Annotated in this window: 19 protein-coding genes and 1 pseudogene; 10 read left to right on the forward strand and 10 right to left on the reverse strand. The window is 68.1% G+C overall.

Going from position 1 to position 18,900, the window contains the following annotated elements; translation table 11 throughout:
- Positions 1–112: 112 nt before the first annotated feature.
- The 3 genes and pseudogenes from DTPSY_RS12080 to DTPSY_RS12090 all read left to right on the forward strand — a co-directional run.
- Positions 113–1,277 (forward strand): annotated as a pseudogene (locus DTPSY_RS12080) (methyl-accepting chemotaxis protein); the annotation flags it as partial.
- Positions 1,187–1,741 carry a hypothetical protein gene (locus tag DTPSY_RS12085; protein WP_376747290.1) on the forward strand — a complete coding sequence of 185 codons (555 nt, stop codon included), beginning with the start codon at positions 1,187–1,189 and terminating at the stop codon, positions 1,739–1,741. The pseudogene DTPSY_RS12080 and the gene DTPSY_RS12085, both read left to right, overlap by 91 nt.
- Before the next feature lie 27 nt (positions 1,742–1,768).
- On the forward strand, positions 1,769–2,416 hold the full coding sequence (locus DTPSY_RS12090) for a DUF4124 domain-containing protein (protein ID WP_011806126.1): 648 nt from the start codon (positions 1,769–1,771) through the stop codon (positions 2,414–2,416).
- Here the strand turns inward: DTPSY_RS12090 and DTPSY_RS12095 are convergent.
- On the reverse strand, positions 2,413–3,369 hold the full coding sequence (locus tag DTPSY_RS12095; protein WP_015913803.1) for an SDR family oxidoreductase: 957 nt from the start codon (positions 3,367–3,369) through the stop codon (positions 2,413–2,415). The genes DTPSY_RS12090 and DTPSY_RS12095 overlap by 4 nt on opposite strands.
- Before the next feature lie 45 nt (positions 3,370–3,414).
- Between DTPSY_RS12095 and DTPSY_RS12100 the strand changes: the two genes are divergently transcribed.
- Positions 3,415–4,467 (forward strand): CDP-6-deoxy-delta-3,4-glucoseen reductase, encoded by a 1,053-nt coding sequence (locus DTPSY_RS12100; protein WP_015913804.1) that lies wholly within the window; start codon positions 3,415–3,417, stop codon positions 4,465–4,467.
- A gap of 187 nt (positions 4,468–4,654) precedes the next feature.
- On the opposite strand, the gene DTPSY_RS12105 is transcribed toward DTPSY_RS12100, so the two are convergent.
- Positions 4,655–5,005, reverse strand: coding sequence for a four-helix bundle copper-binding protein (locus tag DTPSY_RS12105; protein WP_015913805.1), 351 nt, complete (start codon positions 5,003–5,005; stop codon positions 4,655–4,657).
- Positions 5,006–5,137: 132 nt separating this feature from the next.
- Between DTPSY_RS12105 and DTPSY_RS12110 the strand changes: the two genes are divergently transcribed.
- Positions 5,138–6,109 (forward strand): Bug family tripartite tricarboxylate transporter substrate binding protein, encoded by a 972-nt coding sequence (locus tag DTPSY_RS12110; protein WP_015913806.1) that lies wholly within the window; start codon positions 5,138–5,140, stop codon positions 6,107–6,109.
- 264 nt (positions 6,110–6,373) lie between these two features.
- Here DTPSY_RS12110 and folK read toward each other — a convergent pair whose 3' ends face one another.
- From folK to hda, 4 genes are read right to left on the reverse strand one after another with little or no spacing between them, the layout of a single operon-like run.
- Positions 6,374–6,892 (reverse strand): 2-amino-4-hydroxy-6-hydroxymethyldihydropteridine diphosphokinase, encoded by a 519-nt coding sequence (folK, locus tag DTPSY_RS12115; RefSeq protein WP_015913807.1) that lies wholly within the window; start codon positions 6,890–6,892, stop codon positions 6,374–6,376.
- A complete protein-coding gene (gene pcnB, locus DTPSY_RS12120) occupies positions 6,889–8,484 on the reverse strand; it encodes a polynucleotide adenylyltransferase PcnB (RefSeq protein WP_015913808.1) in 1,596 nt (531 codons plus the stop codon). Before pcnB ends, folK begins: the two co-directional genes overlap by 4 nt.
- Complete coding sequence (locus tag DTPSY_RS12125) at positions 8,481–9,182, reverse strand: histidinol-phosphatase (RefSeq protein WP_011806133.1); 702 nt, start codon at positions 9,180–9,182, stop codon at positions 8,481–8,483. The genes pcnB and DTPSY_RS12125 overlap by 4 nt, the downstream gene beginning before the upstream one ends.
- 50 nt (positions 9,183–9,232) lie before the next feature.
- The gene (hda, locus tag DTPSY_RS12130; RefSeq protein WP_011806134.1) at positions 9,233–9,925 is read right to left on the reverse strand and encodes a DnaA regulatory inactivator Hda; all 693 of its coding nucleotides are present in this window, start codon (positions 9,923–9,925) and stop codon (positions 9,233–9,235) included.
- Positions 9,926–10,261: 336 nt separating this feature from the next.
- On the opposite strand from hda, the gene purM reads away from it, so the two are divergent.
- The 3 genes from purM (at position 10,262) to DTPSY_RS12145 (ending at position 13,025) form a co-directional block, all read left to right on the forward strand.
- The gene (purM, locus tag DTPSY_RS12135; RefSeq protein ID WP_015913809.1) at positions 10,262–11,311 is read left to right on the forward strand and encodes a phosphoribosylformylglycinamidine cyclo-ligase; all 1,050 of its coding nucleotides are present in this window, start codon (positions 10,262–10,264) and stop codon (positions 11,309–11,311) included.
- Positions 11,312–11,329: 18 nt separating this feature from the next.
- Positions 11,330–12,409: an AI-2E family transporter gene (locus tag DTPSY_RS12140; protein ID WP_015913810.1), complete on the forward strand. Its 1,080-nt coding sequence runs from the start codon at positions 11,330–11,332 to the stop codon at positions 12,407–12,409.
- Positions 12,410–12,632: 223 nt separating this feature from the next.
- Entirely contained in the window at positions 12,633–13,025 is a 393-nt protein-coding gene (locus DTPSY_RS12145) for a universal stress protein (protein WP_011806137.1), read from the forward strand.
- Positions 13,026–13,114: 89 nt separating this feature from the next.
- Here DTPSY_RS12145 and ppk2 read toward each other — a convergent pair whose 3' ends face one another.
- The 3 genes from ppk2 to murJ form a co-directional block, all read right to left on the reverse strand.
- Positions 13,115–14,029 carry a polyphosphate kinase 2 gene (ppk2, locus tag DTPSY_RS12150; protein ID WP_011806138.1) on the reverse strand — a complete coding sequence of 305 codons (915 nt, stop codon included), beginning with the start codon at positions 14,027–14,029 and terminating at the stop codon, positions 13,115–13,117.
- Positions 14,030–14,136: 107 nt separating this feature from the next.
- Positions 14,137–14,985 carry a SirB1 family protein gene (locus DTPSY_RS12155; protein ID WP_015913811.1) on the reverse strand — a complete coding sequence of 283 codons (849 nt, stop codon included), beginning with the start codon at positions 14,983–14,985 and terminating at the stop codon, positions 14,137–14,139.
- 13 nt (positions 14,986–14,998) lie between these two features.
- Positions 14,999–16,564 carry a murein biosynthesis integral membrane protein MurJ gene (gene murJ, locus DTPSY_RS12160; protein ID WP_015913812.1) on the reverse strand — a complete coding sequence of 522 codons (1,566 nt, stop codon included), beginning with the start codon at positions 16,562–16,564 and terminating at the stop codon, positions 14,999–15,001.
- 104 nt (positions 16,565–16,668) lie between these two features.
- Between murJ and rpsT the strand changes: the two genes are divergently transcribed.
- Positions 16,669–16,971 (forward strand): 30S ribosomal protein S20, encoded by a 303-nt coding sequence (rpsT, locus tag DTPSY_RS12165; protein ID WP_011806141.1) that lies wholly within the window; start codon positions 16,669–16,671, stop codon positions 16,969–16,971.
- Between the two features lie 178 nt (positions 16,972–17,149).
- On the opposite strand, the gene DTPSY_RS12170 is transcribed toward rpsT, so the two are convergent.
- Positions 17,150–17,464 carry a DUF3579 domain-containing protein gene (locus DTPSY_RS12170; protein ID WP_011806142.1) on the reverse strand — a complete coding sequence of 105 codons (315 nt, stop codon included), beginning with the start codon at positions 17,462–17,464 and terminating at the stop codon, positions 17,150–17,152.
- A gap of 234 nt (positions 17,465–17,698) precedes the next feature.
- On the opposite strand from DTPSY_RS12170, the gene DTPSY_RS12175 reads away from it, so the two are divergent.
- Positions 17,699–18,895, forward strand: coding sequence for an aspartate aminotransferase family protein (locus DTPSY_RS12175; protein WP_015913813.1), 1,197 nt, complete (start codon positions 17,699–17,701; stop codon positions 18,893–18,895).
- The last annotated feature ends 5 nt before the right edge of the window (positions 18,896–18,900 follow it).

Here is an 18,900-nt window from a genome sequence, read left to right on the forward strand (position 1 = left end):
ACCAGCCCCGCCCCCGCGGGGCTTTTTCGTTTGCGCCATGGGTGCAACGGCAGGCCTTCCTGACATGCCCAAGCATTACAGGGCAATTACCTATTGAAACAAAATACAAGAAAGAGTCAACGCGCGCCAGGTGGCACTGGCCAGCACCGAGATCGCCCAGGGCAACAACGACCTGTCGGCCCGCACCGAGCAGCAGGCCGGCGCGCTGGAGGAAACGTCCGCCTCTATGGAGGACCTGAGCTCCACCGTGCGCCAGAACGCCGACAACGCGCGCCAGGCCAACCAGCTGGCCGCAACGCCTCGCAGGTCGCCAGCCAGGGCGGCGAAGTGGTGACCCAGGTCGTCACCACCATGCAGGGCATCAACGAAAGCAGCCACCGCATCGCGGACATCATCGGCGTCATCGACGGCATCGCCTTCCAGACCAACATCCTGGCGCTGAACGCCGCGGTGGAGGCCGCACGCGCCGGCGAGCAGGGCCGCGGGTTTGCCGTGGTGGCCGGGGAGGTGCGTGCGCTGGCCCAGCGCTCGACCGCCGCGGCCAAGGAGATCAAGCAACTGATCCACACCAGCGTGGAGCGGGCGGAGCAGGGGTCCGCATTGGTCGGCCAAGCCGGCGCCACCATGACGGAGGTGGTGACGGCCATCCAGCGGGTGAGCGGCATCGTGGCCGAGATCAGCACCGCCAGCCAGGAGCAAAGCGCCGGAGTGCACCAGGTGAGCGATGCCGTGGCACAGATGGACCAGGCCACGCAGCAGAACGCCGCACTGGTGGAGGAAAGCGCAGCCGCCGCCGACAGCCTGAAGCTGCAGGCCGAGCAACTGGTGCAGTCCGTGGCCCTGTTCCGCCTGCGCGCCGACGGCTCCGTGCCCGCAGCGCAACAGCGCGGATAGGCAGCGTAGGCGCTCTTGCGCCAGGCGGAATCATCGCGCGCCGCGCGGCCGCCAGGCCCTGCGCTGGCGGCGAAACACCCGGTCACAATGGTGAAGAGGCGGCAAAGCCTGACAAAGCCGGTCCGGTAGGGTCAACCAAAATGGCCCGACGCGCGTCTGACACACAAGAGGTGGCAGCGAGACCACCGCCTTTACCATCACAGCGCCGGCCCGGACCGCCCGGCGTGCTTACCCGGGAGACCTCTCCATGCCTCTTTCGCGTTGGACTTCTGTGCGCATCCTCACCGCCGGCGTGCTCGCCTCGCTGGCTGTCGGCTGCGCCGCTGTGCCGGGTGACCCCTACTACGATGGGGGCGGCTACTATCCCGCGCCATCGTCCATGACGGTGTACGAGCAGCCCGGCGTGATCTATACCGCCCCGCCGTTAGGCTGGCGCGACTACCCCCCGCCGCCTTCCGGCTGGCGTGAAGACGCCTGGCGCGAGCGCCAGTGGCGGGAAGCGCGTGAGCGCCAATGGCGCGAGGCCCAGGAGCGCGAACGCCGTGAGGCGGACCGTCGTCGCGAAGCCGACCGCCGCCGCGATGCGGACCGCCGTGAAGCCGACCGGCGCGAAGCGGAACGCCGCCGCGACGCCGAACGCTGGGAGGCCGAACGCCGCCGCGACTGGGACCAGCGCCGTAAGGAAGACCAACTGCTGCGCCACCCCAACCCCGACGTGGCACGCGAACGGCAGCTGCAGTTCGAACGTGACCGCCGCGCGGAGCGCGAAGCCGAGCGGGAGCGACGCAACCAGGCATTCCAGCCCCAGCCCGGCGATCGCCCCAACCCGCGCCCCGACTGGCGCTGAAGCAGCGCCGCGCACCGAAGGCCACCCATGACCCGCGCCCTGCCTGGCTCCCTTGGCACCGTCAGTGCCGCCCTGGCGCTGACGCTGGTTACCTGTCTGCCCCTGCCGTCAATGGCCCAGGTGGTGCGCTGCACCGACCCGGCCACGGGCAAGGTGACTTACACCGATGGCGACTGCGGCCGCGGCCAGTCCGCACGCGAAGTCGAAGCCCGCAAGACCCCCCAGGAAATCCAGCAGGAGCGCGAGCAAGCCGCCGAAGCCCTGGAGCGCAAGCAGGAGCGACAGCAATGGGAGCGCCAGCAACAGCGCGACGCCGAGCCCGCGACGCGCGCAGCGCGCCCTCGCGCCACCCCGGCCGATCCATCGCAATCCGTAGACTGCCAGCGCGCACGGCGCAACCTGCAGGAGGTGCTCTCCACCATGGGCCGCGGCATGTACGACGAGCAGGCGCGGCTGGATGCGGCGCAGCGCCAGGCCGACCTCGCCTGCCTGAGTCCGGCGGACTATGCACGCGCGGAGAGCGCGCGCTCCAGCCGCACCGTCTATCCCTCGCCCTACTACGCCCCGCCGGTGGTGGTGGTGCCACCACGGCCCGCGCCGCCGCCGCGGCGCGAAATCACGCACTGCAACGTGTTTCGCTGCTACGACAAGCAGGGCAACACCTACCCCCGCTAAGGGTGCGGTGCCTGCAGCCCTTCGCGCACGGTGGGATAGCGCAAGCGCAGGCGCAGTTCGCGCGCCATGCGCTTAGTGGTCAACCGCCGTGATTCGCCCATGAAACTCAGCAGCGACAGCGGTAGCTGCTCCTGCGCGGTACTGCGCTGCACGCGCGGCGGACGCGGCAAGCCATAGAGGTCGGCCGCGAAGTCGAAGTAGTCTCCCATCTTGAGCTGGCTGTCGTCTGCCACGTTGTAGATGCGTTGCGCACGAGCGCGCCACAGCGCCAGCATGCAGGCCCGCGCCAGGTCATCCGCATGGATGTGGTTGGTATAGACGTCGTCAGGCTCGGCCAGCACGGGCGTGCCGCGGCGCAGGCGCGCTTCGGGCGTGCCGCCCTCACGGTCAGGGGCGTAGATGCCGGGCACGCGCAGAATGCTCACGGGCACGCCCGCACGACCCAGGTGACGCATGGCGCGCTCGGCATTCACGCGGCGCTGCGCGCGCGGCGTGGCAGGCGCCACGGGCCGCGACTCGGGCACCCAGGCCCCCGCGCAGTCGCCATACACGCCACTGGTGGAGGCATACACCAGGGATTGCGGCAGCGTGCGCCGGCGCAGCGCACGCGCCAGCGCCGTGCTGCGGGGGTCCAGCCACCAGCGCGGACCAACCTCGCGCTCGCCAGGTGGCGGCGCCAGATGCAGCACCCGCGTGGCCACGCCCGCCAGGCGCGCCAGCGTGGCCGTATCGTCCAGATTGCCCAGCAGCGGCGTGACGCCCGCCCCACGCAACTGCGGCACGCGCGTGGGCGAGGACGTGAGCGCAAGCACGCGCGGGCGGCCACTCCCGCCCTGGGGTCCGTTCAGGCTGCGCACCACGCGCAGCCCCACGTCGCCGCAGCCAATGATGAGCACGCGCTGGCGGCGAAAGCGCGCCGGCAGGGCGCCGAGAGGGTTTTGGATTGAGGGCAAAATCGGTCGGTTTGCTTGAAGACAACTCCAAGGATACCCACTGTCATGACCAGCGCAGAGACCGCATTCCAGATCACCGTGCAGCCCAGTGGCCGTGCTTTCGAGGCGCAGGCTGGCGAAACCATCCTGTCCGCGGCCATCCGCGGCGGCGTGGGCATGCCCTACGGTTGCAAGGACGGTGCCTGCGGCTCGTGCAAGTGCAAAAAGCTCAGCGGCTCGGTGGTGCATGGCGAGCACCAACAGAAGGCGCTGAGCACCGAGGAGGAAGAAGCCGGCTTCGTGCTCACCTGCTGTGCCCAGCCGCTGACCGACGTGGTGCTGGAATCGCGCCAGGTGACCGACGAGAGCGCCTATCCCATCAAGAAGCTGCCGGTGCGCGTGGCAGCGCTTACGCGCGCATCGCACGACGTGATGCAGGTGCGTCTGCAGCTGCCCGCGGCCGACACCTTCCGCTACCACGCGGGCCAGTACATCGAATTCATCCTGCGTGACGGCGCGCGCCGCGCGTACTCCATGGCCAACGCACCCCACACGCAGCAAGGCGCGCCAGGCGTGGAGCTGCACATCCGCCACATGCCCGGCGGGCGCTTCACCGACCATGTGTTCAACGCCATGAAGGAGAAGGAAATCCTGCGCGTGGAGGGCCCCTTCGGCAGCTTCTTCCTGCGCGAGGATTCCGACAAGCCCATGGTGTTTCTGGCATCGGGCACGGGCTTTGCGCCCATCAAGGCGCTGATCGAACACATGCAGCACAAGGGCATCACGCGCCCGGCCACGCTGTACTGGGGCGGGCGCCGCCCGGCGGACCTGTACATGGACGGCTGGATCCGCGAGCGCCTGGCTGCACTGCCAAACCTGCGCTACGTGCCCGTGGTCTCCGACGCCCTGCCCGAGGACGGCTGGACCGGCCGCACGGGCTTCGTGCACCAGGCGGTCATGGAAGACATTGCCGACCTCTCGGGCTATCAGGTCTATGCCTGCGGCGCGCCCATCGTGGTGGACTCGGCCCGCGCCGCCTACAGCGCGGAGCGTGGCCTGCCGCCCGACGAGTTCTACGCCGACGCGTTCACGTCCGAGGCCGACAAGCACGGCGGCTGACGGGCGCTTCCCCGCGGCGCACCGCGCACGACCCTGCGCCACGCAACGGGCGTTGCGCCCGGCCAGCAGGTGTCGTGGAACGGGATCTGCCAGACCACGGGCGCCGTGCGCGATCCGCGGCGCACGGCACCGCGAAGTGCTGCAACAGGGCCGCGATAAGCGCCGCCGCTCAGGGAGCGTGCTTCGCTCAAGCGATCATGTCGCGGCACAGGCTGGCGCAGCGCTTGCAGGCTTCCGCGCAGTCCTGGCAATGATCCGCCGCGTGGCTTATGCATTCCTGTGCGCAGCTTTCGCAGATGCGCGCGCACAGCTCGCAGACATAGTTCACGTGCGGACTCTCGCGGGCCATAGTGGCAGCGGCCAGGCGACAGATGTCGGCGCAGTCCATGTCCAGCGCGATGCACTTGGCCATGTGGCGCGGGTCGGGCTCGCGCAGGCACGCCGCGGCGCAGAAATCGCAGGTGGCAGCGCATGCGTTGCAGGCCGCGATGCAGTGGGAGTAGCGTGATTCGTCCAGGATGGTGGGGGCGTCCAGCATGTCAGTCCTTTCATGGGTGGGGGCAGGCAAGGCCCGGGCCCATCGTAGAAAGATGCGCCGCGCCTTTTCGTAGGACAGGGCAGCATTGCGGCGCCACGGAAGCGTCTTCCATTTTTTGCACAATGGAGGCCTATGAACCGCAGACACCTTCTTCTTTCGGCCGCTGCCATTGGCGTGGCACTCGCAGCCCCCCTGAGCCACGCGCAGGATGCGCCGATCCGCCTGGTCGTGCCCTACGCGCCTGGCGGCCCGCTGGACGTGACGGCGCGTGCGCTGGCCGAGCGCGTGCGCGACACGCTCGGCGTGGTGGTCGTCGACAACAAGGCGGGTGCGGGCGGCAACATCGGCGCCGATCTGATCGCCAAGTCCGCGCCCGACGGGCACACCATCGGCATCGCCGCCACGGCCACGCACGCCGTGAACCCCTGGCTGTACAACCGCATGCCCTATGACGCGGCCAAGGACTTCGCCGGCATCACGCAGATGGTGCGCGTGCCCAACGTGCTGGTGGTCAACGCCGCGCGGGCCGAGCAGCTCAAGATCAACACCCTGCAGGACCTGATCGCCTACGCCAAGGCCAACCCCGCCAAGCTCAACTACGGCAGCGGCGGCAACGGCAGCGCCGGCCACCTGGCGGGCGAGATGTTCAAGCAGAAGGCCGGCATCTTCGCGCTGCACATCCCCTACCGCGGCGCCAGCCCCGCGCAGCTGGCCCTGCTGGCCGGCGAGGTGGACTTCAACATCGACAACCTGGCCGCCGCCGCGCCCAACATCAAGTCGGGCAAGCTCAAGGCCCTGGCCGTCACCTCGCTGGAAGCCAGCCCCATGCTGCCCGGCGTGCCCCCGCTGTCGCAGACCTTCAAGGGTTTTGCCATCGACACCTGGTGGGGTCTGGTGGCACCGGCCGGCACGCCCAAGCCCGTGATCGCCAAGCTCAACAAGGCCTTCACAGAGGCACTCAAGGCACCGGAAACCAAGACGCGCTTTTCCGCGCTGATGGCCGAGCCCGTGGCCACCACGCCCGAGCAGTTCGACGCCTTCATGGCCGCCGAGCGCGCCAAGTACCAGCAGGTGGTGAAGGCCTCCGGCGCCAAGGTGGACTGACCGGAACGCGGCATTCCGGGTGCCACCGGAGTGCCGCGGGCGGCGCACGGCGCGACTGTCCGGGCGTGTCGTCGTCAGCCTGGGGCCAAGCCGCCCCAACGGCGCCCCCCTGTTGCGCTGCCGCACCCGCCGCCACGGCGGGGACGCCTCGCAACCGGCGGCGTGCTTACATAAAAAATAAGAGCGCCTCACGCTTGCCATATGGCGGTTTTCAGGTGGTTTCACCTTCAAACGTCCGTACGACCAGCGCAAGCAGCTATTAATTCAGGAGTTTGTGCCCAGCCATTCGGTGGCTTCGGCCAGGCGCTCGATGCGCTGGCCGCTGGCCTGGGCGCGCTGGACGTCCGTTCCGCACGTCTGGGCCAGGCCGGGCGCCAGTTCCGCCAAAGGAAGGAGCACGAAGGCCCGCTCGCCCATGCGCGGGTGGGGCAGCGTGAGTTCGGCGCCGTCCAGGCGCTCCTCCCCGTACAACAGCAGATCCAGGTCCAGCGTGCGTGGCGCGTTGCGGTAGGGGCGCTCGCGCCCCGCGGCCTGCTCGATGGCCTGCAGGGCATGCAGCAGCGCCAGTGGCGCCAAGGTGGTCTGCAACTGCGCCACGGCATTGAGATAGTCGGGCCCGCCGGCATCCACCGGCGCGCTGCGGTACAGCGACGAGACCTGCCGCACCTGGGTGCCGGGCAACGCGCCCATCGCCCGCACCGCGTCGCGCAGCGCGCCGCGCGCATCCCCCAGATTGGCGCCCAGGCCCACCCAGGCGCTGGCCGCTACGGAAGGCGAGGTCACACCTCGCCCGCGGGCGCGCCACCCTCGGATGCACCGCTGCCCGTGGGCTTGCGGCGACGGCGGCGGCGCTTCTTGGGCGCAGCAGCGTCCTCTGCCGCTGGCTCGGCCATGGAATCACCGGCATCGCTGGCCCTGCGCGGGGGCTCGGCGTCGTCCGTGGCGACTGGCGCGGCCTTGGGCACGCGCCGTACCGTGGGCTGGGCCTTGCGCTGGCGCGCGCGCTGCTCCTCGCGCGCCTGCTCGATCATGTCCTCACGGCGCGCATCGTCGGCCAGCGAAAATTCCTGCCACCACTCGGCCAGCGCCTCCTCCACCTCGCCCACGTCCGCGCGCAGGCGCAGGAAGTCGAAGCCCGCGCGAAAACGCAGGTGCGCCACCATGCCGAAGGGCGTACTACCCGAGCGTTTCTCGAAGCGCGGCTGCATGACCCAGATCTCGCGCATGTCCGCCGCCAGCTTGCCGCGGCCGGAGACATCGCCGATGCGCTTGTCGAACACATCGTCGATCGCATCCTGCAGCGCCGGGAAGGGCTGCTGGCGCCCCAGGCGCTGCTCCCAGCCGGCCTTCACGTCCTGCCACAGCACACAGGCCAGCAGGAAGCTGGGCGCAACGGGCTTGCCCTCGCCCACGCGGCGGTCGGTGTCGGCCAGCGCGGCCTGCACGAACGGGTGGCTGGAACGGTCCACCACCACGTCCAGCAGCGGGTAGATGCCCGTGGCCAGGCCCAGGGACTTGAGCTGCGCGATCGAGGCCAGTGCGTGGCCGGTCTGCAGCAGCTTCAGCATCTCGTCGAACAGGCGGCTTTGCGGGACCTCCCGCAGCAGCGGCTCGCACTCCACCAGGGGCTTGGCGGTCTTGGGCTCCAGGGCAAAGCCCAGCGGGCTGAGCTTGGCCGCGAAGCGCACGGCGCGGATGATGCGCACGGGGTCCTCGCGGTAGCGCGTGGCCGGGTCGCCGATCATGCGCAGCACGCGCTTCTTGGCGTCCTCGATGCCCTTGTGGAAGTCCACCACGACCTCGGTCTCTGGGTCGTAGTACATGGCGTTGACGGTGAAGTCGCGCCGCGTGGCGTCCTCGTCCTGCGGGCCCCAGACGTTGTCGCGCAGCACGCGGCCGCTGGCGTCCACGGCATGGTGCATGCCGGCCAGCTGGGCCTTGCTGGTCTTTTCGTTGCCCCCCACCTGCTCGGCTGCCGCGTTGTCCATGTAGGCGCGGAAAGTGGAGACCTCGATCACCTCATGCTCACGCCCGCGGCCGTGCACCACGTGCACGATGCGAAAGCGCTTGCCGATGATGAAAGCACGCCGGAACAGGCTCTTGACCTGCTCGGGCGTGGCGTTGGTGGCCACGTCGAAGTCCTTGGGCTTGAGGCCCAGCAGCAGGTCGCGCACCGCGCCGCCGACGATGTAGGCCTCGTAGCCCGCCTGCTTGAGTGTGCGCACCACGTCGCTGGCGCGGCGGTCCACCAGTTCAGGGTTGATGCCGTGCACCGCGGCGGGCACTTCCGCACGCTTGCCAAAGCGGCCGCGTGTGCCACGGCCCGCGCCGGCGGCGCCCTTGCCCAGCAGTTTGTCGATGAAGGTCTTGATCATGGGTGTGGGGGAAACAGGTCCAGAATGCGCCAGCCGCGCTGGGAAGCCAGTGCGCGCAGGCGTGGATCGGGGTTGGTGGCGACGGGATGATCCACCTTTTCCAGCAGCGGCACATCGTTCATGGAGTCACTGTAGAACGTGCTGTCCACGTCCGTCCAGCGCAGGCCGCGCTCGGCCAGCCATTGCTCCATGCGCTGCACCTTGCCCTCGCGCATGGAGGGCACGCCGCGAATGCCACCGGTGATCCAGCCGTCGTCGCCGCGCTCCAGCTCCACGGCGACCAGCTGATCCACGCCCAACGCCAGAGCGATGGGGCGGGTGACGAACTCGTTGGTGGCGGTGATGATGAGCACCTCGTCGCCCGCGTCGCGGTGGCGCTGTACCAGTGCGCGCGCTTCCTCGCGCAGCGCGGGCTGGATCACCTCGCGCATGAACTGCGCGTGCGCCAGGGCCGCCGCCTCGGCGCCGCGCTGGCGAATGGCGTCGGTCGCGAAGCGCACGTAGTCGTGCACGTCCAGCCGCCCGGCGACGTAGTCGTCGTAGAACGCCTTGTTGCGCCGGCCGAACTCTTCGCGGTCGGCCCAGCCGATGCGGATGGTGAATTCGCCCCACTCGTAGTCGGAATCCAGGGGCAGCAGGGTGTGGTCCAGGTCGAACAGGGCCAGTCGGCGGCGTTGTACCTGCGTGTCAAAGGTCATGCGTTGATTGCAATGGGTGGATGAAAGCGCCCTGCACCGATGGCCGCGCGCTACTCGGTCTCCAGCATGGTCTTGAGCAGCGGGACGGTGACGGCGCGCTGCGTGCGCAGCGCAAAGCTGTCGAGCCGGTCCAGCAGCTGCATGAGGCTGCCCAGGTCGCGCGAAAAACGGCCCAGCATGTAGTTCATGACCTCATCGGCCAGGAAGATGCCGCGCGCGTCGGCCTGCTGGCGCAGCACGGCGCGGCGCTCCTGCTCGTCCAGCAGCTGGAGCTGGAACACGTGGCCCCAGCCCAGTCGCGTGCGCAGGTCGTCGCGCAGCGGCAGGTCGGCCGGCGGCAGGTCGCCCGCCGCCAGTACCCAGCGGGGCGCTCCTTCGGTGGGGTTGATGGCGTTGACGAACCAGTTGAAAGCCGCCGCCTGCTGCGCCGTGGTGTACAGGTGCACCTCGTCGAGCAACACCGCGCTCCAGCGCTCGTCGAAGGCCGAGGGCAGCGCGACGGAGGCGTCGAGCCAGCCCACGCTGGCGCCCTGCCCGCGCAGCGCCTCGTACGTGGCCCGCAGCAGGTGCGACTTGCCGGTGCCCGTTTCGCCCCACAGGTAGGTAGGCACGGGCGAGCGCGGCGCGGCGCCACCGGCCACCGCCAGCCGCAGGTGCTGCAGTGCCTGCGCGTTGGGGCCGGCATGGAAGTTGTCGAGCGTGGGGCCGGTCACCAGGCCAATGTCCAGGGCCAGCTGCTTCATGGCGAGCGCCACCCGCGCAAATGCGGCGCGCCCCGGCCTCCGCGCGCAATGCGGAGCGTGGCCGGGCCGTAACGGTATGGAGTGGATGGCATGGGAGGCAAGGTAGGGGACGCGCCGCGGTTCACCGCCGCGAAACCACGGAGGCACCCGGAAAGCGGGTGGCACGCAGGGCGTGCAACCCGCGATTTTAGTGCGTCGATGGCCCAGACGACCCGAGCCCGGGCCGCGTGCGGCGCAGCCCGCCGCGCGGGGGCATTCGCGGCCCGCCCGGGCGGACCCTTAAAATCCCCGCTTTCCGGCCCGCCGACCGCGGCCCTCAGCACTGACGCACATCCCATGAGTTCCTCTGCCCCCTCCACTCCCATCTCCTACAAAGACGCCGGCGTCGACATCGACGCGGGCGACGCGCTGGTCGAGCGCATCAAGCCGCTGGCCAAGAAGACCCTGCGCGAGGGGGTGATGGCGGGCATCGGCGGCTTTGGCGCGCTGTTCGAGGTGCCCAAGCGCTACCAGGAGCCGGTGCTGGTCTCGGGCACCGACGGCGTGGGCACCAAGCTCAAGCTGGCGTTCGAGTGGAACATGCACGACACCGTGGGCATCGACCTGGTGGCCATGAGCGTCAACGACGTGCTGGTACAGGGCGCCGAGCCCCTGTTCTTCCTGGACTACTTCGCCTGCGGCAAGCTGGACGTGGACACCGCCGCCGCAGTGGTGGGGGGCATCGCCCATGGCTGTGATCTGAGCGGCTGCGCACTGATCGGCGGCGAGACGGCCGAGATGCCCGGCATGTACCCCGACGGTGAGTACGACCTGGCCGGCTTTGCCGTGGGCGCGGTCGAGAAGTCGAAGATCCTCACCGGCCAGACGGTGAAACCCGGCGACGTGGTGCTGGGCCTGGCCTCCAGCGGCGTGCATTCCAACGGTTTTTCGCTGGTGCGCAAGTGCATCGAGCGCGCCGCGGCCGCCGGCACGTTGCCCGACACGCTGGACGGCAAGCCCTTCAAGGCCGCCGTCATGGAGCCCACGCGCCTGTACGTGAAGAACGTGCTGGCCGCGCTGGCACAGCATCCGATCAAGGCCCTGGCCCACATCACCGGTGGTGGCCTGCTGGAGAACATTCCGCGGGTATTGCCCGAAGGCACGGCCGCCCACCTGAAGGCCGGCAGCTGGCCGCAGACGGAGCTGTTCGCCTGGCTGCAAAAGACCGCCGGCATCGACGACATCGAGATGAACCGCACGTTCAACAACGGCATCGGGATGGTGGTGGTCGTGCCGGCGGAGGCCGCCGATGCCACGGCCGCCACGCTGCGCGCGCTGGGCGAGGCGGTGTACGCCATCGGCGCCATTGCCGAGCGTGGCGACGGCGCCGCCGTCGTCGTGGGCTGATCCATCGCGATTGGCACGATGCCTTCGGGTCAGCCGCCGCAAGGCTCCGCCGCCACGCCTGACGCCCTGAGGCCGCCATTCGCGCCCGCCACGCGGGGCGTGGTGATCGCCAGCTACGTGCTGATGGGCGCCGCGCTGCTGCTGGTGATGCTGCGCGGGCTGCTGCCCGGGCTGCTGTGCGTGTGCCTGGGTTTTCTGCTCACGCGTTGGCTGGCGCCACGCTTGGCGTGGTTCCCGTCGCGCACGGCGAACAGCATGGCAACCCGCGGCCAGACGGCAGCCGCCACGCTGGTCATGCTGTCTCCCTTGCTGCTGCTGGCGCTGGCGCTGTCGCATTCGCGCACCTATATCGTCGACGCCCCCCAGCAATACCGCGAACTGCTGGACTTCCTCGCCCGCACCGTGTTGGAACTGCGGCTGAAGCTGCCCACCGACATCGCGGCCCAGTTGCCCGAAGGCGCCGCCGAAATCCAGCGCACCATCGCCGCCTATCTGGCCGCCAAGGCCGGCGCCCTGGCCATGGCGGGGCGCGCCTGGCTCACGGGCCTGCTGTATGCCTATGTGGGCCTGCTGATCGGGGCACTGGCCGCCGTACGCAGCGTGGGCGCTTCACGCGGCCCCTTGGCACAAGAGCTGGTGCTGCGCATCGCGCGTATGGGAGAGGCCTTCCGTCAGATCGTCGCGGCGCAGTTCTGGATTGCCGCCTTCAACACGCTGCTCACCGCACTGTTCCTATTGCTGGTGCTGCCCCTGTGGGACTTGGACCTGCCCTACACCCCCGCTTTGATCACCCTGACCTTCGTGGCCGGCCTGGTGCCCATCGTGGGCAACCTGCTGTGCAACGCGGTCATCACGCTGGTGGGACTGTCGGTATCGCCCGTTGCGGCCGTGGCCTGCCTGGCCTTCCTGATCCTGATCCACAAGGCCGAGTACGTGATCAACGCCAAGGTCGTGGGGCGGCGCACCCACATGGGCGTGTGGGAGCTGCTGTCGGTGATGTTCGTGGCCGAAGCCGTCTTCGGCCCTGCGGGGCTGGTGGCGGCACCGCTGTTCTACGCCTACCTGAAAAAAGAGCTGGAAGCCGCGCGGCTGGTATAACCGCCGCTCCGCAAAAACCATAGCTGCCAGCGCTTATCCAGCAAGCGTTGCAAGGCTTTTTCACCCCCAAAACCTCTTCCCGCGTCCGCCGCGGCGCCTGGCCTTCATCGCGCGCCCCGCACCCGGGTTGACACTCGCCAACGCCGGCGATGTTGGGCTATTCTGGCGGCTGGCGCGCAGTGCGCCAGACACATCGTCATCACAGCCATAAGGGAGACTTTGCATGACCATTCTCGTCGCCTACGTTCCACGCCCCGAAGGCCGGGCCGCGCTGGACAAGGGCATCGAAATCGCCACCCGTCGCAATGAACGCCTGGTCGTCGTCAACGCCGGCCCCGGCGGGCGCCAGGAAGACCCCAGCATCGTCAACGGCTACGAGGCCGAACGTGTGGAGGAGCGCCTGGCCACGCTGCCGATCGAGGCCGAGTTCAAGCAGTTCGTGCGCGGCAAGAGCACCATCGAGGAGATCGAGGAAATGGTCGCGGCGCTGCAGGTATCCGTGCTGGTGATCGGCCTGCGCAAACGCTCGCCCGTCGGCAAGCTGCTGCTGGGCAGCATGGCACAGGAGATCTTGCTCAACGTCGATTGCCCGGTATTGGCCGTCAAGGCCGCTTAAAGGCACGTCCGAGCGCCCCAAGGCGCTCGGCTCCCCCCGGCCTCCGCTTGCCATGGCGTGGACAGAATCACCCGCCCAATCGTCAATCGTCAGTACCTCTCGGGCACGATCATGCTGCCGGGTGTGGGCTGGCGCAGGTAGTCCGGGTGGCGCACGCGGTCGGGCAGCACCACCTCGGTATGCGGCACATCGGCATACGGCAGCTGCTCCAGCAAGTGGGCGATGCAGTTGAGGCGCGCTTTCTTCTTGTCCACGGCCTGCACCACCCACCAGGGGGCCTCGGGGATGTGGGTGCGCTCCAGCATCGCCTCCTTGGCCTTGGTGTATTCCTCCCAGCGCACGCGGCTCTCCAGGTCCATGGGGCTCAGTTTCCACTGCTTGAGAGGGTCGTGGATGCGCCCCAGGAAACGCAGGTGCTGCTCCTCGTCGGAGATCGAGAACCAGTACTTGATGAGCCGGATGCCTGAGCGCACGAGCATCTTCTCGAACTCCGGCACGCTGCGGAAGAACTCCTCGTACTCCTCCTCCGTGCAAAAACCCATCACTTTCTCGACGCCCGCGCGGTTGTACCAACTGCGGTCAAAGAGCACGATCTCGCCTGCCGCGGGCAGGTGCGCCACATAGCGCTGGAAGTACCACTGCGTGCGCTCGCGGTCATTGGGCGCAGGTAGCGCCGCCACGCGCACCACGCGCGGGTTCAACCGCTGCGTAATGCGCTTGATCACCCCGCCCTTGCCGGCGGCATCGCGCCCCTCGAAGATCACCACCACCTTCTGCCTTGAGTGCTGCACCCAGTCCTGCAGCTTGACCAGCTCGCCCTGCAGGCGGAACAGCTCCCGGAAATATTGCTGGCGTGCCAGCCGGTCCACGGGCGCCTGCAGGCCGTGCTCATCGAAGGCGCGGTCCTCGATCTCCAGCTCCAACTCCTCGTCATAGCCGTCGGCCAGATCGTCGGCGATGCGTTCCATGAGTTCGTGGGAATTGATCTCGGATATATGCGGCATGACTGGTACCTTCTCGGCAGGCAGAAGATGGTGACAACTCTTCGTGTCCAGCACATGACATGGTGCGCTTTTGCCATGTTTTTGTCACATGGCACGCTTGGCCTGGATCAGAAACGGCGCAGTTCTTTCACGCGCTGTGCGATCGCAGGGGCATCTTCGGCACCCGCAGCATGGGCCAGATAGGTCTCCAGGTTCTCCAGCGCTTGCAGGGATGCGCCGGTCTCCGCATACGCCAGCCCGCGGTCGCGCCACTCGCTCCAGGCATCGGGCAGCAACACGATGAGCCGGTCCTGCACCGCCACCAGGCGACTCCAGTCCTGGCGCGCGCGGTGGATTTCCTTCAGATTGCGCAGCATGCGCGCAAGAATGTCCCGCTCCGTGGCGGCCTGCAGATACAGGCCCAGCGGAGCTTCGTCCTCCAGCGGTCCGTGTCCGCGGCGAAAAGGTTCCAGCCGCTCGCCCAGCGCTTCGCGCGAGAGGGAAAGCCCCGTCATCGGGTCCATCACAACCTGGCCCGTGGGCATGAGCACCTTGACCAGGAAATGCCCGGGAAAGGCCACCCCGTGCGCACGCAGGCCCACGCCCTGCGCCAGCTCCAACCACAGCACCGCCAGCGAGATGGGAATGCCGCGCCGCTTCTCCAGCACGACGTGCAAATAGCTGTTGCCCGGCGCGTAGTAGTCGTTGAGATTGCCCGCGAAGCCCAGTTCGCCAAAGAAAAACTGGTTGAGCAGATTGAGCCGCAGCAGCGGTTCGGCATCCTGCGCAATGCGCCGCTGCAGCCGCGCCTGCAGGCGGTCCATTTCGTCCAGGAACTGCTGCACATCCAGGCGCGGATACTCGTCCTGCGCGATGCAGGCCGCCGACTCCAGCAACGCGATGGCGCCGCCCTGCGGCACCTGGACCAGCGACGCGAAATACTCCAGCGGCGTGGGAACGGAATAGCTCAACGCCATGCGCCCTCTCCCTTCAGCGGCGCAACAGCTGGCGCAGCTTGAGCCCGCAGGCCCACAGCGCGCCAAAGTACAGCGCGGCCGATACGGCGAGCAGCAGCGCCAGCAGTCCCGCACGCTGCAAGCTGTGCGCCCGCAGCGCCAGCCAGTCGAAGTGGTGGGAGGCCCAGAGCAGGAACACGGCCAGCAGCGCACTGGCGGCAATCACCTGCAGCGCAAAGCGGCCCCAGCCTTCGCGGGGGCGAAAGCTTCCCCGACGCAGCAGCCCCGTGAGCAGCCACAGGGCGTTGATGAGCGCACCCAAGCCGATCGACAGCGCCAGCCCCGCGTGCGCCAGCAGGGGCACCAGCGCGGCATTCATGATCTGCGTGGCCACCAGCACCACGATGGCGATGCGCACGGGCGTGCGGATATCCTGGCTGGCGTAGTAACCCGGCGCCAGCACCTTGATGGCCACCAGGCCCAGCAACCCCGCTCCATAGCCTGCCAGCGCCACGGAGATCTGCCTTACGTCGCCGTCGTTCAGCGCACCATGGTGGAACAGCGTGGCCACCAGCGGCGTTGCGAAGGTCAGCAGTCCCACGGCGCAGGGTACAGCCAGCAGCACCACGATGCGCAGCCCCCAGTCCAGCATGGCCGAGTAGCGTTCACCATCTCCCGCAGCCTTGGCGGCCGACAACTGCGGCGTGAGCACCACGCCCAGCGCCACGCCCAGCAGGGCCGTGGGAAATTCCATGAGGCGGTCGGCATAAAACAGCCATGTCACGCTGCCCGGTGTGAGATAGGACGCGATCTGCGTGTTGATCATCAGCGAGATCTGTGCCACCCCCACGCCCAGCAACGCCGGCGCCATCAGGGTAAGAATGCGGCGCACGCCTGGGTCCTGCCAGGCACTGCGTACCCTGCCCCAGGTCATGCCGATGCGGGGCAGCAGCCCCAGGCGGCGCAATGCGGGCAGTTGCACCGCCAGTTGCAGCACCCCGCCGCCCATCACCCCGCCCACCATGGCGTAGATGGGCTCTATGCCCCGCGCCGCCAGTTGTGGCGCGCCCAGCCAAGCGGCCGCGATCATGCACAGGTTCAGCAGCACGGGTGTGGCGGCCGGCACGCCAAAGCGCTTCCAGGTGTTGAGCACGCCCGCCGAAAGGGCCACCAGCGACATGAATCCAATGTAGGGGAACATCCAGCGCGTCATGAACACGGCGGCGTCGAACCCCTCCGGACTCTGGCGCAACCCGCTGGCCAGCGCCCACACGAGCAGCGGCGCTCCCACCACCCCCAGCACGCAGGTCAGTAGCAGCGCCCAGAACAGCGCCGTGGCCACGGCGTTCACGAGTGCATGGGTGTCCTCATCGCCATGCTGCGCCTTGTGCGCGGCCAGCACGGGCACGAAGGCCTGGCTGAACGCCCCTTCCGCGAACAAGCGGCGAAACAGGTTGGGAATGCGAAAAGCGACGTTGAAAGCGTCTGTCAGAACGTTGGCCCCGAACATCGAGGCCATGAGCAGATCACGCACCAGGCCCGTCACGCGGGAGGCCAGGGTCAACAGCGATACGGTGGAAGCGGCTTTGAACAGGGACACCGGCGCAAGTGTATGCGTTTGGCGCCGCGCCACGCCCGAAATGGCGGCTGCGCTATAATGGCCGGCTTTGCTGACAACATCCTCAGACACAAGGAACACATACCATGGCATCTGGAAAGCCAAAGAAAAAGAACCCCCGCCTGGCATCGGGCCGCAAGCGCGCCCGCCAAGGCCTCAAGCTGAACGCAGCCAACACCTCGCTGCGCTCCAAGTACCGCACCGCCGTCAAGAACGTCGAGAAGGCTGTTCTGGCCGGTGACAAGACCAAGGCAACCGAGTTGTTCGCCAAGGCCCAGTCCGTGCTGGACACCATCGCCGACAAGGGCATCTTCCACAAGAACAAGGCAGCTCGCGACAAGAGCCGCCTGTCCGCCAAGGTGAAAGCCTTGGCTCTGGCAGCCGCCTAAATTCACCGCCTGCCCCGCGCAGGCCAACAGCCCGGGTGGCTCGCCACCCGCCGTTTGTAACGGGTGCGCTGTCAGCAAAGCAGAGAAACCGCCTCCGGGCGGTTTTTTTGTGCCCGGCGCTGCTCGGCACAGCACTTCGGGGGCACACACGCCCACCCAAAAGAAAAGGCCTGTGTTGTCAGGCCTTGGGATCGGGGAGCAGGCAGGCTTCGACGACCTGCAAGTTGTTGTCTCTGGCAAAGTTGAGCACGAAGTCCCACGCCATGGGCTCGTGCGCCTGCAGGTCGCGGTGGACCACCACGCACTTCACTCCGTTCATGCTGGTAGGAATGCACCAGGGGGAGTAGTTCAGGTGGCTGCCAGGCACGGCACCGCCGGGGCGGAACTGGCTCATGACCCCCGCCAGGCGCTCGGCCCAGTCGCTGGGCCGAAAGGTCCTCCCTTCGAGGGTAATGCCTTGGATGAAGACTTCTTTGGAGGAGGGAGCAACCATCGGGTTCGGGTCGTGTAAGGGGCGCCGACCTTGTGCGTCGGCGTGGCACGGATTCTAACTCTTATATAAGAGCTACCCTCCAATGCCCCAGCACCGCCTGCCAGCATTGAACGCAAGCGCAGCGCATGACTGTGATGCGCAATCTTCAATGGTGCGCGCGAGGGCAGCCCCTAGAATCGCATTTCCCTTTTTGGGGCTGTTCCCCGTTTCCCTCTCTTGTCAGGAGATGTCCGCATGACCGCATTTGTCGAGGCTGCCTCGCCCCACGTGATGAACACCTATGGCCGCGTACCCATCGCGCTGGAGCGAGGCCAGGGCGTGCGTGTGTGGGACGTGAACGGCAAGCAGTACCTCGACGGACTGGGCGGCATCGCCGTGAATACGCTGGGCCACAACCATCCCAAGCTGGTGCCGGCGCTGCAGGACCAGATCGCCAAGCTGATCCACACCTCCAACTACTACCATGTGCCGGGACAGGAAAAGCTGGCCCAGCTGCTGACCGAGCGCGCGCACATGACCAATGTGTTCTTCTGCAGTACTGGCCTGGAGGCCAACGAGGCTGCCATCAAGATCGCGCGCAAGTACGGCGTGGACAAGGGCATCGAAAAACCCGTGATCGTGGTCTACGACCATGCCTTCCACGGGCGCTCCATCGCCACCATGACCGCCACTGGCAACCCCAAGGTGCGCAACGGCTTCGGCCCGCTGCTGGAGGGCTTCCTGCGCGTGGCGCCGAATGACATCGAGGCGCTGCAGGAGGCCACCGAAGGCAACCCCAACATCGTCGCCGTGATGATGGAGCCCATCCAGGGCGAAGGCGGCCTGCATCCCATGCGCGCCGACTACCTGCAGCAGGTGCGCGCGCTGTGCGACGCCAACGGCTGGCTGCTGATGCTTGACGAGGTGCAGGCCGGCATGGGCCGCACCGGCAAGTGGTTTGCCCACCAGTGGGCCGGCATTGTCCCGGACGTGATGACGCTGGCCAAGGGCCTGGGCTCGGGCGTTCCCGTGGGCGCAGTGCTGGCGCACGGCGCCGCCGCGCAGGTGCTCAAGCCGGGCAACCACGGCTCCACCTTCGGCGGCAACCCGCTCGCCATGCGCGCGGGTGTGGAGACCATCCGCATCATGGAAGAAGACGGCCTGCTGCAGAACGCCGCGGACGTGGGCGCCCACCTGAAGGCCGAGTTGCAGCGCGCACTGGGTGAGACCGCTGGCGTGAACGAAGTCCGCGGCCAGGGCCTGATCATCGGGATGGAGTTGGACCGCCCCTGCGGCGTGCTGATCGATCGCGCGGCCGAGGCCGGCCTGCTGCTGTCGGTGACCGCCGAGCGCGTGATCCGCCTGGTGCCCGCGCTCACCCTCACGCGCGCAGAAGCCGACGAGATCGTCGCCCTGCTCACACCCCTGGTGCAGACCTTCCTGGCTGAATGAAGAAG

It is taken from the genome of [Acidovorax] ebreus TPSY (assembly GCF_000022305.1).
Lineage (GTDB): Bacteria > Pseudomonadota > Gammaproteobacteria > Burkholderiales > Burkholderiaceae_C > Diaphorobacter > Diaphorobacter nitroreducens.

Coding starts and splice junctions, on each gene's coding strand:
- DTPSY_RS12090 (WP_011806126.1), top strand. CDS start 1,769: ATGACCCGCGCCCTGCCTGGCTCCCTTGGCACCGTCAGTGCCGCCCTG.
- DTPSY_RS12100 (WP_015913804.1), top strand. CDS start 3,415: ATGACCAGCGCAGAGACCGCATTCCAGATCACCGTGCAGCCCAGTGGC.
- DTPSY_RS12105 (WP_015913805.1), bottom strand. CDS start 5,005: ATGCTGGACGCCCCCACCATCCTGGACGAATCACGCTACTCCCACTGC.
- DTPSY_RS12110 (WP_015913806.1), top strand. CDS start 5,138: ATGAACCGCAGACACCTTCTTCTTTCGGCCGCTGCCATTGGCGTGGCA.
- pcnB (WP_015913808.1), bottom strand. CDS start 8,484: ATGATCAAGACCTTCATCGACAAACTGCTGGGCAAGGGCGCCGCCGGC.
- DTPSY_RS12125 (WP_011806133.1), bottom strand. CDS start 9,182: ATGACCTTTGACACGCAGGTACAACGCCGCCGACTGGCCCTGTTCGAC.
- hda (WP_011806134.1), bottom strand. CDS start 9,925: ATGAAGCAGCTGGCCCTGGACATTGGCCTGGTGACCGGCCCCACGCTC.
- purM (WP_015913809.1), top strand. CDS start 10,262: ATGAGTTCCTCTGCCCCCTCCACTCCCATCTCCTACAAAGACGCCGGC.
- DTPSY_RS12140 (WP_015913810.1), top strand. CDS start 11,330: ATGCCTTCGGGTCAGCCGCCGCAAGGCTCCGCCGCCACGCCTGACGCC.
- DTPSY_RS12145 (WP_011806137.1), top strand. CDS start 12,633: ATGACCATTCTCGTCGCCTACGTTCCACGCCCCGAAGGCCGGGCCGCG.
- ppk2 (WP_011806138.1), bottom strand. CDS start 14,029: ATGCCGCATATATCCGAGATCAATTCCCACGAACTCATGGAACGCATC.
- DTPSY_RS12155 (WP_015913811.1), bottom strand. CDS start 14,985: ATGGCGTTGAGCTATTCCGTTCCCACGCCGCTGGAGTATTTCGCGTCG.
- rpsT (WP_011806141.1), top strand. CDS start 16,669: ATGGCATCTGGAAAGCCAAAGAAAAAGAACCCCCGCCTGGCATCGGGC.
- DTPSY_RS12170 (WP_011806142.1), bottom strand. CDS start 17,464: ATGGTTGCTCCCTCCTCCAAAGAAGTCTTCATCCAAGGCATTACCCTC.
- DTPSY_RS12175 (WP_015913813.1), top strand. CDS start 17,699: ATGACCGCATTTGTCGAGGCTGCCTCGCCCCACGTGATGAACACCTAT.